Source organism: Solitalea koreensis (genome assembly GCF_900182575.1).
GTDB lineage: Bacteria > Bacteroidota > Bacteroidia > Sphingobacteriales > Sphingobacteriaceae > Solitalea > Solitalea koreensis.
The window spans coordinates 1-14,343 of sequence record NZ_FXSZ01000009.1; the positions used below are offsets into that span (position 1 = coordinate 1).

Sequence of the window (14,343 nt, forward strand, 5' to 3'; positions counted from 1 at the left end):
AGGCGATCACCGCTGTACAGGCGCCCGCATCGGCGGACTGCGTTACGGCTGCCGGAGCTGCCAATACCGGTTTCTCCGTATCATTCACCGTCACTTCCTGGGTTTGGGTGCTCGTGTTGCCATGGATATCGGTTACGCTCCAGGTGACCGTGGTGCTGCCCACCGGGAATGCATTGCCTGCCGGGATGCCGCTGGAGGTGACGCCCCTTGCTGCAATACCGCAGTTATCGGTCGCGCTTGGGGCCGTTAAGGCGATCACCGCTGTACAGGCGCCCGCATCGGCGGACTGCGTTACGGCTGCCGGAGCTGCCAATACCGGTTTCTCTGTATCATTCACCGTCACTGCCTGGGTAGCTGTCTCCCTGTTTCCGCTATTATCCGTCACCGTCCAAGTTACAGTAGTGATACCTACTAGGAAGCGACCTGATGCTGGGGCATTGTTGGTTACCGAAGCTACACCGCAGTTATCCCCAGTCGTTGGTGCCATTAAGGCGATTACCGCTGAACAGGCGCCCGCATCGGCAGGAACCGTCACTGGGGCTGTCGCCATGATGGTTGGTTTCTGCGTATCTTCTACCGTTACCACCGCTGTACAAGTTGATTTATTGCCTTTAGCATCGGTAACGGTTAAGGTCACATTATTAGCCCCGATGTTCGTGCAATCAAAACTGGTTTTACTGGCCGACAAGGTCACTGAACTACAATTATCATTCGAACCATTGTCTATCATTGCTGCCGTAATGCTGGCTGCGCCGCTGGCATCTAACTGTATGGCAATGTTTTTACAATTGGCAGTTGGCGGCGTAACATCATCAACTGTCACAGTAGCACTACCCGTTCCAACATCATTGCATTTTGAATCAGATACATTGCTAATGGTATATGTTTTAGATGAAGCAGGTGAAACTGAAAATTGATACGGGCTCGAATTAATTCCGTTTACAGTAACCGGTGTGATTCCATCTGTATAGGTTACTGACCAAGGCCCTGTTCCTGTTAAAGCAATATTTAATGGAGTAGATGATCCAGGACAAATTATTGTTCCTCCACTAATGGTTGCGGTGGGTTTAGGATTTTGAGATACTGTAAAAGGAGGACTCGAAATAATTGAACCGCAAGCTGTAATCTGATCTTTTACTACAACAGTATATAATCCAGCTATTGTTGTACTATAGGAGCTTCCTGTAGCTCCGGAAATATCAACTCCATCTTTTTGCCATTGATAGATATAAGGAGGTTTTCCTCCTGTTGCGTTTGCTTGCAGAGTAACAGAGCTCCCTCCACATAATGAAGCAGAATTAGCTGTGACAACCGATGTTAATGCAGGGAAACTATTCACTTTAAAGGACCCACTTACCGGCAAAACATTTCCACAGCCATCCTTTATAGTTCCAGTAACCTGATAGGTAATCGTTTCAGGTATATTTGAAGTCGTTGTATAATAAATATATCGTGAGGTAACGTTTGTGGAACTTAGTCTATTATTATATAGACCGGGTGTACCAGGATCTGTTGAGTTAATTGTAAGGATTGTACCTGTTTGAACGGCACCAAAATCAATCTGTCCAGAACAATCTACACGAACATCAATATCTTTTGGAACAGCAGGTTTCTTAACAGAGGTAATGGTATAGGTATACTCATCGTTGCCAGGTTTACAAAATACAATTTCTGTTGGTGTTCCATCTGTATGGGGCGTAACACAGGATAATTCACCTAAGGCTTTAGATGCCCCGCAATCAACTTTGTAATCGGCTGATCCTACTGATGCTGCCCCCTTTGCTACTTTAAAACTCACCCCTCCGACATCAGGGTTTAAGTAAAGCTTAAATTTAATACACTCGGTCTTCCCTTGGCTACAAAAATCACTACTCCTGCTGGTGGTAACATAAGTCCAGGTAGCGTCCGGACTATTCTCAAGATGAACATCAATTACTTGTGCTTTTACACTAGTTACATTCATCAATAGCAAAACGAAGAACATTCCCAATAATAACCTGTCGATTTTATCCTTTCTAAAACAGATGCTGTTTAAGTGGAGTGAACTGAAAGAGAGGCATTTTGCTTTCATAGTTATTTAATTAACTTATAAGTTCATGGCAACATTTGATTTGGATTAAGCGTATAAAACCCATAGACTATATAGCATAACCTTAGAGTTTAAAGCATAAAAATTGCTTCTTAATCCAGCAAAATTGGGTTGATTATTTAATTGAGAGAGAGAAATTTAGAAGAGAGAGAGTCGCTATTTTTTACATATTTTATTTTTTTAGTCCTTTAATTTAATTGTCTTTTTTTCCACTCTATTTGTTTAAAAAACAGACAATTATTGTTATTTATAGTTTAAAAAATGTTTTATAGCATTAATTAGTCGCTATGCACTATAAAGTACGCAATTCCGATGCCACTTATAATTTCATTTTCTTCATTACTTATTTTATTAAAACCCAACCAGTAAACACCTGCTGTTGTGTAGTTTCATTACTTACAGTGATTACATAGAAATAAGTTCCAGGTAATAGACTCGAACCATTCCAATCATTTTTATAATTTTCCTTGTAAAACACGTTATTCCCCCAACGATTCATAACGGTAAGTTCATTATGATGCCATGCTTCAATTCCATCGATTACAAACGTATCGTTAATATCATCGCCATTTGGAGAAAAAACATTAGGAATTCTTAAGCCAATTACATTCTTAATGCATTCACTTGTATTATTTGATAGGTTATTATCAGTAACCGAAGATTTTACAGAAGCAATATTTTTAAGTTCACCTATTTTTATCGCTTTCACCTTTAATTTTAACACTACCTCTTCCCCATTACTAAGGTCAAAAGAATCCCAACTTATTAATCTTTGATTTGGTTCCCAGTTAATTATTCCAGATCCAGCCTCAGCGCCTATGTACTCTAAGCTTTCAGAAAGTGTATCGGCAACTTTTATCATTTTGGCAGAGGTTGGCCCCGAATTTTTCACCGTAACGGTATAATAAAATTCATCATTTAAGGCAATAACTGACTGGTTAGCAACTTTAAATACGGAAACATCTGCATTTTCATAGATTATAACTGTCGGCGAAGTAGAAATGGTATCTTCAAGCACCGGATCTGAACTTTGCTCATAAACAATGGCTGAATTGGTAAAGACACCGGGGTGCACAGCTTTTACTTTTAAAATTGCCTCTGCTGATTGCCCGTTTGGAACATCACCAACTGTCCATTTAAAGTTGTTATCGTTTATTCCAAAGGTTCCAACACTTAAGCTGGCTGAAACAAATTCAAGTTGCTTTGGTAATGTGTCAATAACATACGTGGATTGAGCAGTTAATGGGCCTTTATTACTCACCTTTAATTTGTACTCAAAAGTATCTCCAAGTAACACAGAATCTTTGTTTACGGTTTTTTGGATGCCGATGTCCGCAAAATCGTAACACTGTACCTGTGGACTTATTGCCTGGTTACATTTATTACAATCGGGTGTTTGAGATTTCAGGTTTGCTTTATTACGAAAAGTTCCTTTTTTAACTGTTACTACTGTAAGTGTTAAGGTTTCAAGTGCTGCTACATTCATATCTCCTAATTCCCAAGTAACTATTTTACCATTAACAGTAATAGCTCCTACGCTAACAACAGATGACTGATAATCAATATTATCAGGTAAAGTATCAATCATTAATACTTGTTTCGAAACTGAAGGCCCCTTATTTCCAACTTTAATTGTATAATCAAACTTTTGGCCTAACACCGTTGTACTGATAGATACGCTTTTACTCACGTAAATATCAGCACTATCCGGCTTTGAAGATTTCGCAAATAAGATAGAAGAACGATGAGCAAATAAACTACTCATTAAAAAAGTTGCATTAGATCGAACATTTTCAACGGCTTTGGCATTGGCAAATGATCCAAAACAAATAACAATTAAAACAACGAAGATGAGTACTAATAACCACCTTGTATAGGTGTAGTATTCAGGAATGGGAGAACGCTGAGATCTAGTGTACATAAAAAATAGATTTAGGTAGAGGTAGTAATGTGTTTACATAGCCTTCATAAATTTCACTTAACCTATCCAATTCATTTTTAATGCGATATAAGTTAAGTGAATGCCATAAGGTCAAAGTACATGCCAGTTATATTTTTTGTTTTAGATATGCCTACAAGGTTTTGGATTATTTGAAAAAGTGTTATTCTGTATTTTTTTCCCTACAAAGAAGCAATTGGCATGGACTTTTCTTCAAAATTTTGGCTCAAACTTTATTTATTTAACCCAAAAATTGAAACTAGAACTTAAAAGCAAAACATGCTGAATTATTGATAGTTAAAACATTGCAATCAATAATTATCTTTGCCCTAAATAAATTAAAATTTAGTTCAGGAATGAAAGCAAAACTAGCACAGGAGTCGCTAACGATAATGAATGAGTTGGTGTTACCCAATGACACCAATACCTTAAATAATTTAATGGGGGGACGATTATTACACATGATGGATATTGCTTCAGGTATTGCCGCGCAAAAACATTCAAACAGTGTAGTGGTTACAGCTTCTGTTGACAATGTTTCGTTCAAAAATCCTATTGGTTTAGGTGATGTGGTAACCATTCATGCAAAAGTTACCCGAGCGTTTAATACATCCATGGAAGTGCGATTGGACGTATGGGGAGAAAATATTCCCAATGGAACACGTTTTAAAAGTAATGAGGCCTATTACACCTTTGTTGCGCTTGATCATACAGGAAAACCTGTACCAGTTCCGGAAGTGATTGCTGAATCAGAAGACGAAAAAAAATATTATGATGGCGCATTACGACGCAGACAATTGCGCTTAATTTTAGGAGGAAAAATGTTACCTGATGAAGCAACTGAGTTAAAAGCCTTGTTTTTTCCGGAAGAATAATTTTAAGTTTAAAGGTTTTAGGATTATGGTTAATGATAATATACTAACCCTCACCTAAAACCTTTAGCTTTCTATTGAGCTGAAAGCTCCACTATTCTATCAAACTCTTCATTTTTCAGAGGCATTACAGACAAACGACCTTGACGAACTAAAGAAATATCTTTTAATCGTTCATCTGATTTTATCGTTTCAAGAGTAACTGTTTTTTTCAAACTTTCCACCGGTGCTAAATCGACAACAACCCAATTAGGATCTTCAGTGGTAGGATCTTGATAAAATTCCTTCACCACTTTTGCAATACCAACTACCTCTTTCCCCTCATTACTGTGATAAAACAAGACCAAATCGCCTTCTTTCATCGCTTTCAAATTATTACGAGCCTGATAATTCCTTACCCCATCCCAAAAGGTACGGCCATCTTCGTTAAATTTTTCCCAGGAATATTTAAAAGGTTCGCTTTTTACCAACCAGTAGTTCATTGTTTTTTGCTTTTAGAGTGTTTAAAAAGGGCTTTTTCTGCCAATTGGTGACAGCAATTAGGGACAAAGATAAACTAAACATGAGCATAAAATGAAAAAGCAATTACTATCCTAGTCAACCATATTGAACTTTAGCTTAATTCAACACACCCTCCTCTTTGTTTTTTATAATTTCAGGTCGCTCCTATAAATAGAACCATTAGGAAAATGAGAAAACTTTCTCTTTTACTCCCCTTCCTTTTGTTCTCTTCATAAAAACTTCATAAAACTGGATTTTCTTTGCCACATGACCAATGTTAATTTTTCAATTTTTCTTTTTTATGGGCAACAATCAATCGCATCCCCAATTCATGATTATCAAAACGATAATCGGTCGACCTGTTCGACTTTCTAAACCATTCAAACAGCGCATTTAATTTTAACCAGATTTTAGACTAATTATAATATAATGAAGAGAGTTGTATTGCTTGCAAGCGCTTGTGCCTTGCTACAAGCTAGTTGCAAACAAAAGAAAGAAGAAGTAAAAGAAGAGACAAGCATTTATGCTGTTACTAATCCGTTAACCATTGACACCTCGTTTACTAAAGAATACGTTTCGCAAATCCGCTCGGTAAGAAACATTGAAATTAGAGCGCAGGAAAAAGGTTATTTACAAAACATCTATGTTGATGAGGGTCAGTCAGTAAAAGCCGGTCAGCTATTATTCAGGATCATGCCAAAGGTTTATGAGGCGGAACTATTGAAAGCAGAGGCAGAAGCAAAAGCTTCAGAAATTGAGTTTGAAAACACAAAAACCTTGGCCGATAAAAATATTGTTTCAAAGAATGAATTGGCTATGGCTAAAGCAAAATTAGATCAGGCAAAAGCCGAAGCATCCTTGGCGAAACTTCATCTTTCATTTACAGAGATCAAAGCTCCTTTTGATGGAACGATTGACCGAATTCCGCTAAAGTTGGGAAGCCTAGTCGATGAAGGGGAATTACTAACGAGCTTGTCAGACAACAGTCAGGTATTCACTTACTTCAATGTTTCTGAGCCTGAATATTTAAACTATCAGAGTAGCGCTAATAAAGGCAAGAGACAAACAGTTAGTTTGGTCTTGGCCAACAATGAAATGTTGAAAGCAAAAGGCGAAGTAGAAACAGTTGAAAGCGAGTTTAATAACGAAACCGGCAACATCGCTTTTAGAGCAAGATTCCCTAATCCGGGACAACTGTTAAAAAACGGCGAAACCGGGAAAGTACAAATGGTAGTACCCATTAAAAATGCTCTTGTAATTCCTCAAAAAGCAACTTATGAGTTACAAGATAAACTCTTTGTATTCATAGTAGACAAAAACAATGTGGTAAAACCAAGAGAAATTACTATATCATCAGAGCTTCCCGACATTTACATTGTGAGTAATGGCTTAACTGCCGGAGATAAAATTTTACTCGAAGGTGTGCAAAAAGTGAAAGAAGACGATAAGATTTCCTGTCAATTTCAAGACCCCAAAGCTGTCTTAGGGCAGCTAAAGCTAAAAGCCGAATAGTGTCAACACCTCTTCAAAATTAATTTTATGTTTAACAAGTTCATACAAAGGCCTGTCCTTTCTATCGTAATATCACTTATTATAGTGTTTTTGGGTGTACTGGCTATTACACATTTGCCGGTAACACAGTTCCCATCAATTTCACCTCCAAAGGTGAATATTACTGCAGAGTATCCGGGTGCCAATAACGAACTCTTGATTAAATCAGTGGTAATTCCATTGGAAAGAGCGCTTAACGGTATACCGGGAATGAAGTACATTGCTTCTGATGCCGGTAATGATGGCGAAGCGAGCATTCAAGTGGTTTTCAACTTAGGAACTGATCCTAACCAAGCTTCTCTTAATGTTCAAAACCGTGTGGCCGCTGTAACCAATAAACTTCCGCCACTGGTAATTCGTGAGGGTGTTAAAATCAGCCGTGAAGAGTCTAACATGTTGATGTACATTAACCTCTACAGCAAGGACCCAAAACTGAACGAAAATTTCATTTACAACTTTGCCGATATTAATATTCTATCTGAACTGAAAAGGGTTGACGGAGTGGGTTTTGCCGATATCTTGGGGAATCGTGAATATGCGATGAGAATTTGGCTAAAACCAGATCGCATGCTGGCCTATAAAATTTCTGCCGATGAGGTTATGAAAGCCCTGGACGAACAGAGTATCGAAGCCTCACCAGGTAAAACGGGAGAAAGTTCAGGTAAAAGATCACAAGCTTTTGAATATGTATTAAAATACCCGGGCAGGTTTAGCACTAAGGATGGGTATGCAAACATTGTATTGCGCTCTAGTCCAAACGGAGAATTGCTGCGATTAAAAGATGTTGCAGACATCGAATTCGGCAGCTCAATGTACGATTTGTATTCTAACCTTAATGGAAGATCGTCGGCTGCAATTGTATTAAAACAGGCTTATGGTAGCAATGCTAGCCAGGTTATTGCGGATGTGAAAGCCAAGCTGAAGGAAATCAAGTCTAAAGATTTTCCCAAAGGTTTAGATTACGAAATCAGTTATGACGTATCAAAGTTCTTAGATGCATCTATTGAAAAAGTAATCCACACACTTGTGGAAGCCTTTATATTGGTTGGTTTAGTAGTATTCATTTTTCTGGGCGATTGGCGATCAACGATCATCCCCGCCATTGCTGTACCGGTATCTCTTGTGGGAACGTTCGTGTTCATGCAATTCTTTGGTATTACGCTAAATCTAATCACACTCTTTGCGCTGGTATTAGCCATTGGTGTAGTTGTAGATGATGCCATTGTTGTGATAGAAGCGGTGCATGCGAACATGGAGAAATATCATCTTTCGGCATTGAAGGCAACACAGCGTTCCATGAAAGAAATAAGCGGGGCCATTATCGCTATTACCTTTTTAATGGCCGCTGTATTTATTCCGGTAGCATTCATGTCAGGGCCGGTGGGTATTTTTTACCGTCAGTTTTCCATCACCATGGCCACAGCAATCATTCTGTCTGGCTTGGTGGCCCTTACCCTCACTCCCGCTCTTTGTGCCATGATGTTAAAAAACAACCATGGTAAAGTCAAAAAGAAAACGATTATTGACAGCTTTTTAGGCGAGTTCAACCGTTTATTCGACAAGCTATCTATTCGCTACCAAATTGCACTCAACAAAGTAGTCACAAGACGCATCCTAACCTTTGGTATACTCATCGCTTTTTGTGCTGGCGTTGGTGTTCTGAACAGCAATGTTCCTACCGGCTTTATACCAAACGAAGACCAGGGAATGGTTTATGCGATCATTCAAACGCCTCCTGGATCTTCCTTGGAAAGAACCAATCAAATTGCTGAGAACCTTCAAAAAATTGCCGAAGGCATTGATGGCATCCAATCGGTTTCATCACTAGCAGGGTATGAAATTCTAACTGAAGGAACCGGCGCAAACTCCGGTACTTGTTTGATCAACCTAAAAGACTGGAAAGACCGAAAAGAATCAGCTCAGGATATCATCAATGAACTGGAAGAAAAATCGAAAGGTATTACAGGTGCGAGTATAGAATTCTTCCAACCGCCGGCGGTACCCGGATACGGAGCAGCGGGAGGTTTCGAATTACGCTTATTGGACAAAGCTGGAAGTGGCGATTACAAAAAAATGGAAACGGTAAGTCGTGATTTCGTAAAAGAATTGAGCAAAAGACCTGAATTATCATCTGTATTTACATTTTATAGTGCCAGTTTCCCTCAATACATGTTACGCATCGACAATGATATTGCACAACAAAAAGGTGTAACTATTGACAATGCGATGAACACGCTTTCGACTTTAATAGGTAGTAACTATGAAACCAGCTTCATCAAGTTCGATCGCCAATATAAAGTGATGGTGCAGGCTCTACCGCAGTATAGGGCTTTACCTGAAGACGTACTTAAACTTTATGTTAAAAATGATAAAGGAGAGATGGTTCCATTCTCTGCTTTTATGAAAATGGAAAAAGTTTATGGCTTGTCAGAAATTACTCGTCATAATATGTATAACTCTTCTGAAATCAGTGGTCAGGCGGCTCCGGGCTATAGCAGTGGTGAAGCCATTAAAGCTATTATTGAAGTTGCAGAAAAAACATTACCAAGAGGTTTCGGAATCGATTGGGCAGGTATTTCAAAGGATGAGGTATCAAGAGGAAACGAGGCCGTTTATATTTTCCTTATCTGCTTGGGTTTCGTATATCTTATCCTGGCGGCACAATATGAGAGCTTTATTCTGCCGCTATCGGTTATTCTTTCGCTACCTGCTGGAATTTTCGGTTCCTTCTTATTCTTAAAATTATTTGGACTCGAAAACAACATTTATGCACAGGTGGCAATGGTTATGCTCATTGGTTTATTGGGTAAAAATGCTGTACTGATAGTTGAATTTGCGGTACAGAAGCACAGTGAAGGTTTTTCTGTAAAGAAGGCCGCACTGGAAGGCGCCAAGGTAAGGTTCCGCCCAATTTTGATGACTTCATTTGCATTCATCGCCGGATTAATCCCATTGGTTGTTGCAACAGGGCCTGGAGCAATTGGAAACAGAACCATTGGATCGGCGGCAGCCGGAGGCATGCTGTTTGGAACCGTGTTCGGGATTGTTATTATACCTGGACTGTATTACATCTTTGGTAAAATAGCCGAAAGATATAAGCTGATTAGAAATGAAGATGAACAGCCACTGACCGAAGAAATTGAAAACAAATTAACCGACGGTCACATGGTTGGAATTGAAGAAGGACACCTGTTAAGTGAATAAATTGAAAACAATGTTTAAGCAAAAAATATATTGGAGTGCAAGCTTGGCGGGTATTTGTCTGGCAATGGCAAGCTGTAAAGTGCCAGCGGTCATTCAGAAAACAGAAAACAAACAAGTACCCGCGAGTTATGGCAGCTCAACTGATACTCTGAATACAGGCAAAATCCAGTGGAAAGATTTTTTCACTGATCCAAATTTGAAGAATTTAATCGACACGGCATTAAATCGTAATCAAGAGCTGCAAATTACTTTACAGGAACTTGAAATTGCAAGGAACGAAATTCGGCTGAAACAAAGCAATTTATTGCCAACAGTTGTAGCACGGGCAGGGGCAGGCGTAGAAAAAGTAGGCCGATACACCAGCCAAGGTGCTGGGGATGCTTCAACGGAAATTACGCCCGGGAAACCGGTTCCTGATGCCCTTCCTGATTATTTAATTGGCGTTTATGGTACTTGGGAGGCTGACATTTGGAACAAATTGCACAATGCAAAGAAAGCAGCTGTAAACCGATATCTATCCACTGTTGAGGGCAAAAATTTTGTTTTGACCAACCTTATAGCCGAAATTGCCAACTCGTATTACGAATTATTGACGCTTGATAGTCAGTTGGCCATAGTCAAAAAGAACATAGAATTACAAAACAATGCTTTAGAGGTTGTAAAAATCCAAAAAGAAGCTTCCAGGGTTACAGAATTGGCAGTGCGGAAATTTGAAGCCGAAGTGTTAAACTCAAAAAGTTTACAATATGATCTTCAGCAAAAGATCAGCGAAACAGAAAACAAAATCAATTTTCTGTTAGGTAGATATCCACAGCCTATTGTAAGAAGTTCGGCTAATATTGCGGATATGTTACCTTCGGAGGTGCATACAGGCATTCCATCTCAACTTTTAGCCAATCGTCCGGATATTAAAGCGGCTGAATTAGAATTAGCGGCGGCAAAACTGGATGTTAAAGCAGCAAGAGCAGAGTTTTACCCTTCCTTGGGCATCTCTGCTTCAATTGGCTTACAAGCATTCAGCCCGAATTACTTTTTTAAATTTCCGGAATCGGTGCTCTATTCATTAGCAGGAGACCTGATTCAACCGCTGATCAATAGAAATACGATAAAGGCTGAATATGCCACAGCCAATGCTAAGCAAACACAAGCTGTTTATAACTATGAGCGCACCGTTTTAAACGCTTATGTTGAAGTGGCCAATCAAATGTCAAACATTAACAACTTGCAAAAAAGTTACGACTTGAAATCAAAGCAAGTTACTGAGCTTAATAACTCAATAACTATTTCGAATGACCTTTTCCGGTCTGCAAGAGCTGATTATTTGGAAGTATTAATGACCCAACGAGATGCTTTGCAAGCCAAATTGGAGCTGACAGAAACCAAAAAACAGCAACTGAATGCTGTGGTAAATATTTACCAAGCTTTAGGCGGCGGATGGGACTGATTTAAAGAACAAGATTGAAAATCGGTATTCATTAACAAAGCGTTGTAAATGCAAAATTTACAACGCTTTTGTTTTTACATCTAAATTTGATGACGGAAACTATGAAAAAAAGATGGCTTTCTGCTTTATTGTAACTTAGAAGAGAACAAATCATTAAAACAAACAACATCTATTGGATTATTTAAAAAATCCTTAAAATTGCCCGACAAATTTGATTTTTTTAACCAATAGGCTATGTTCCCGATGAAAACCGTTTTGGCAAATTAAATTATTACACGAAGTTCTTTTTTATGCCTTTTAATAAACAAACAAAATACACTGAGTTATTCATTTAACATATAGAATACTACGACTATTATCACTCTTTAACTTTGCAGTTTTTATTTAAAGCCAAACAAGTAACCAATTTTAACATTTATCCATGATAAGAAGTATTAAGAAACTTATTTTTTGTTTCCTTTTCATTTTTTTAAGCTTTGCTGAAAATGCTTTCAGCATTGAAGTATATGTTTCACCAACCGGCAAAGACAGTAATAAGGGTAATAAAGAGAGCCCTTTACTTACACTCACTGGCGCAAGGGATAAAATAAGGCAGTTGCGAAAGCAAAGAACGATCAATGAACCCGTGTATGTTATTGTTGAAAACGGGATTTACTATATGTCAAAACCGCTTGAGCTGAGTAGTGAAGATAGCGGCACTCCACAATCACCGGTAATATTTATAGCTGCTAAGGGAGCCGCTCCGGTTTTCTATGGTGGCATTGAATTGAAGGGTTTTAAAATGCTCAATGATCAACTTTGGAAAGCAGATATTCCGCAGACAGTACTATTCGGATGGTATTTCGAGCAGCTTTTTGTAAATGATAAAAGAGCTCAAAGAGCCAAAAGTCCAGATAATGGTTTTTATTATATTAAAAACACAAGTGAAAAAATACTGGAGAAGAAAGATGAGAAAAACACTGGTTTTGCCATTCAGGAGATTAGCATCGACAGTACTGATGCAATGGCGATAAAATCGATCGACCAAACCGAATGCAGCGATGTAGTCTTAAATTTTTATCACAAATGGGATTATACGAGAAAACCTCTTCATTACTTTAATTCTGATAGTCTAAAACTGTATACCGAAGGAAAGGCGATGAAACCGTGGAACAAAATTGAAAAAAACAGTCTTTATTCAGTCGAAAACTATCGTAAGGCTTTAACTATGCCTGGAGAATGGTTTTTATCACGAAAGGGAGAGTTACTGTATATTCCATTACCAGGAGAAACTATTGAGAATACCCGCTTTACCGCTCCGACAAACGATCAGTTTATTGTTATAAATGGCGATGAGGGTAAGAAAATTGAAAACATTCGTTTTGAAAATCTTAGCTTCAAGCTTACCCGCTATCAAACGGGCGTAAACGGCAAGGATCCCGTACAAGCTGCTGCCGATGTTGAGGGAGCAGTAATGGTTGATTTTGCAAACAATATCTCGTTTATTAATTGTCAAATAGTGCAGACTGCCAATTATGCAATCTGGTTCAGAAAAGCATGTTCTAACTGTACTATTCAACATTGCCTTATGCAGGATTTGGGTGCCGGAGGGATTAAAATCGGAGAAGTACTTGCACAGAAAAAGAAGCAAGATATTTATAGCGACAGCCTAAAATATGATCCTATCGATTCAATTAACTTTAATCGTTACCTTACTCATCATATAAAAGTAGACAACAACATCATTACTGGTGGTGGTAAAATATTCCCGGCTGCAGTAGGAATATGCATTTTTAATGGGGCAGATAACACTTTAACCCATAACGAAATCTCAGACCTTTATTATTCAGGTATTTCTGTTGGTTGGGTTTGGGGATATTCATACAGTGCTTCTAAACGCAATACCATTGCATTCAACCATATTCATCATCTTGGATGGGGTGTATTAAGTGATATGGGAGGTATTTATACGCTCGGTCCTTCAGAAGGAACAATCGTAAGCAACAATACGCTTCATGACATTTCAGCACATAGTTATGGCGGTTGGGGATTATATACAGATGAAGGATCAACCGGGATATTGATGGAAAACAATTTGGTATATAATTGCAAAAGTCAAGGTTTTCATCAGCATTTTGGCAGAAACAACATTATTCGCAACAATATCTTTGCCTTTAATGAAAAGGCCCAACTGGCTGCTACACGAGTGGAAAAACACCTATCGTTTAACTTCACCAATAATATTATTTATTACTCGAATGGAAATTTGACCTCGAATAATTGGTCTAAAGTTAATATTGTATCTGATAATAATTGCTATTGGGAAACCAGCTCCGGAAATATTGCTTTCGATAAATATAGTTTTAAGGATTGGCAAAATCTTGGAAAAGATCAACACTCAGTTATAGAAAACCCTATGTTTATTGCGGCGGAATCATACAATTTTGGATTCAAAAATCTTAATCTCTGCAATAAAATAGGATTCAAACCATTTAACTATTCTTTGGCTGGAGTTTATGGTTCTAATGATTGGAAGAAGAAAGCAGAAATGAAAAACGAACGAATTAAACAATTTTCACCGGAGTTTTTTCCAAAACAGTCCAATAAACTATAAGCATTTAAGTAGGAGAAATGGATTAGTTGGTTCAAAAACCACAAAAAGCCCCAATAATTTGAGGCTTTTTGTGGTTTTATAAAAGACATTTCGATGTTCGTTTTTACAGCGCTAATAGCCGACAGTTCAATTCTGTTCACCATAAAACAA

8 protein-coding genes are annotated in these 14,343 nt (G+C 38.4%); 5 read left to right on the forward strand and 3 right to left on the reverse strand.

Annotated features, from left to right (window positions below):
* Both FN756_RS12285 and FN756_RS12290 read right to left on the reverse strand, forming a co-directional pair.
* Window positions 1-2,071, reverse strand: a 2,071-nt coding sequence (locus FN756_RS12285) for an HYR domain-containing protein (RefSeq protein ID WP_142604409.1), incomplete at its 3' end; no start/stop codon positions are given.
* A 361-nt stretch (window positions 2,072-2,432) separates the two neighbouring features.
* A complete protein-coding gene (locus tag FN756_RS12290) occupies window positions 2,433-4,010 on the reverse strand; it encodes a T9SS type B sorting domain-containing protein (RefSeq protein WP_142604410.1) in 1,578 nt (525 codons plus the stop codon).
* A 374-nt stretch (window positions 4,011-4,384) separates the two neighbouring features.
* On the opposite strand from FN756_RS12290, the gene FN756_RS12295 reads away from it, so the two are divergent.
* Window positions 4,385-4,903 (forward strand): acyl-CoA thioesterase, encoded by a 519-nt coding sequence (locus FN756_RS12295; RefSeq protein WP_142604411.1) that lies wholly within the window; start codon window positions 4,385-4,387, stop codon window positions 4,901-4,903.
* Between the two features lie 71 nt (window positions 4,904-4,974).
* On the opposite strand, the gene FN756_RS12300 is transcribed toward FN756_RS12295, so the two are convergent.
* A complete protein-coding gene (locus FN756_RS12300) occupies window positions 4,975-5,382 on the reverse strand; it encodes an EVE domain-containing protein (RefSeq protein WP_142604412.1) in 408 nt (135 codons plus the stop codon).
* Window positions 5,383-5,830: 448 nt separating this feature from the next.
* Between FN756_RS12300 and FN756_RS12305 the strand changes: the two genes are divergently transcribed.
* From FN756_RS12305 to FN756_RS12320, 4 genes are all read left to right on the forward strand, one after another.
* Window positions 5,831-6,913 carry an efflux RND transporter periplasmic adaptor subunit gene (locus tag FN756_RS12305; protein ID WP_142604413.1) on the forward strand — a complete coding sequence of 361 codons (1,083 nt, stop codon included), beginning with the start codon at window positions 5,831-5,833 and terminating at the stop codon, window positions 6,911-6,913.
* A gap of 27 nt (window positions 6,914-6,940) precedes the next feature.
* On the forward strand, window positions 6,941-10,156 hold the full coding sequence (locus tag FN756_RS12310; protein ID WP_142604414.1) for an efflux RND transporter permease subunit: 3,216 nt from the start codon (window positions 6,941-6,943) through the stop codon (window positions 10,154-10,156).
* A 10-nt stretch (window positions 10,157-10,166) separates the two neighbouring features.
* Complete coding sequence (locus FN756_RS12315) at window positions 10,167-11,600, forward strand: TolC family protein (RefSeq protein ID WP_142604415.1); 1,434 nt, start codon at window positions 10,167-10,169, stop codon at window positions 11,598-11,600.
* A gap of 421 nt (window positions 11,601-12,021) precedes the next feature.
* The gene (locus tag FN756_RS12320) at window positions 12,022-14,193 is read left to right on the forward strand and encodes a right-handed parallel beta-helix repeat-containing protein (protein WP_142604416.1); all 2,172 of its coding nucleotides are present in this window, start codon (window positions 12,022-12,024) and stop codon (window positions 14,191-14,193) included.
* The last annotated feature ends 150 nt before the right edge of the window (window positions 14,194-14,343 follow it).

Excerpts from the sequence above, each read along its gene's own strand:
- FN756_RS12290 (WP_142604410.1), bottom strand. The coding sequence starts at position 4,010 with ATGTACACTAGATCTCAGCGTTCTCCCATTCCTGAATACTACACCTAT.
- FN756_RS12295 (WP_142604411.1), top strand. The coding sequence starts at position 4,385 with ATGAAAGCAAAACTAGCACAGGAGTCGCTAACGATAATGAATGAGTTG.
- FN756_RS12300 (WP_142604412.1), bottom strand. The coding sequence starts at position 5,382 with ATGAACTACTGGTTGGTAAAAAGCGAACCTTTTAAATATTCCTGGGAA.
- FN756_RS12305 (WP_142604413.1), top strand. The coding sequence starts at position 5,831 with ATGAAGAGAGTTGTATTGCTTGCAAGCGCTTGTGCCTTGCTACAAGCT.
- FN756_RS12310 (WP_142604414.1), top strand. The coding sequence starts at position 6,941 with ATGTTTAACAAGTTCATACAAAGGCCTGTCCTTTCTATCGTAATATCA.
- FN756_RS12315 (WP_142604415.1), top strand. The coding sequence starts at position 10,167 with ATGTTTAAGCAAAAAATATATTGGAGTGCAAGCTTGGCGGGTATTTGT.
- FN756_RS12320 (WP_142604416.1), top strand. The coding sequence starts at position 12,022 with ATGATAAGAAGTATTAAGAAACTTATTTTTTGTTTCCTTTTCATTTTT.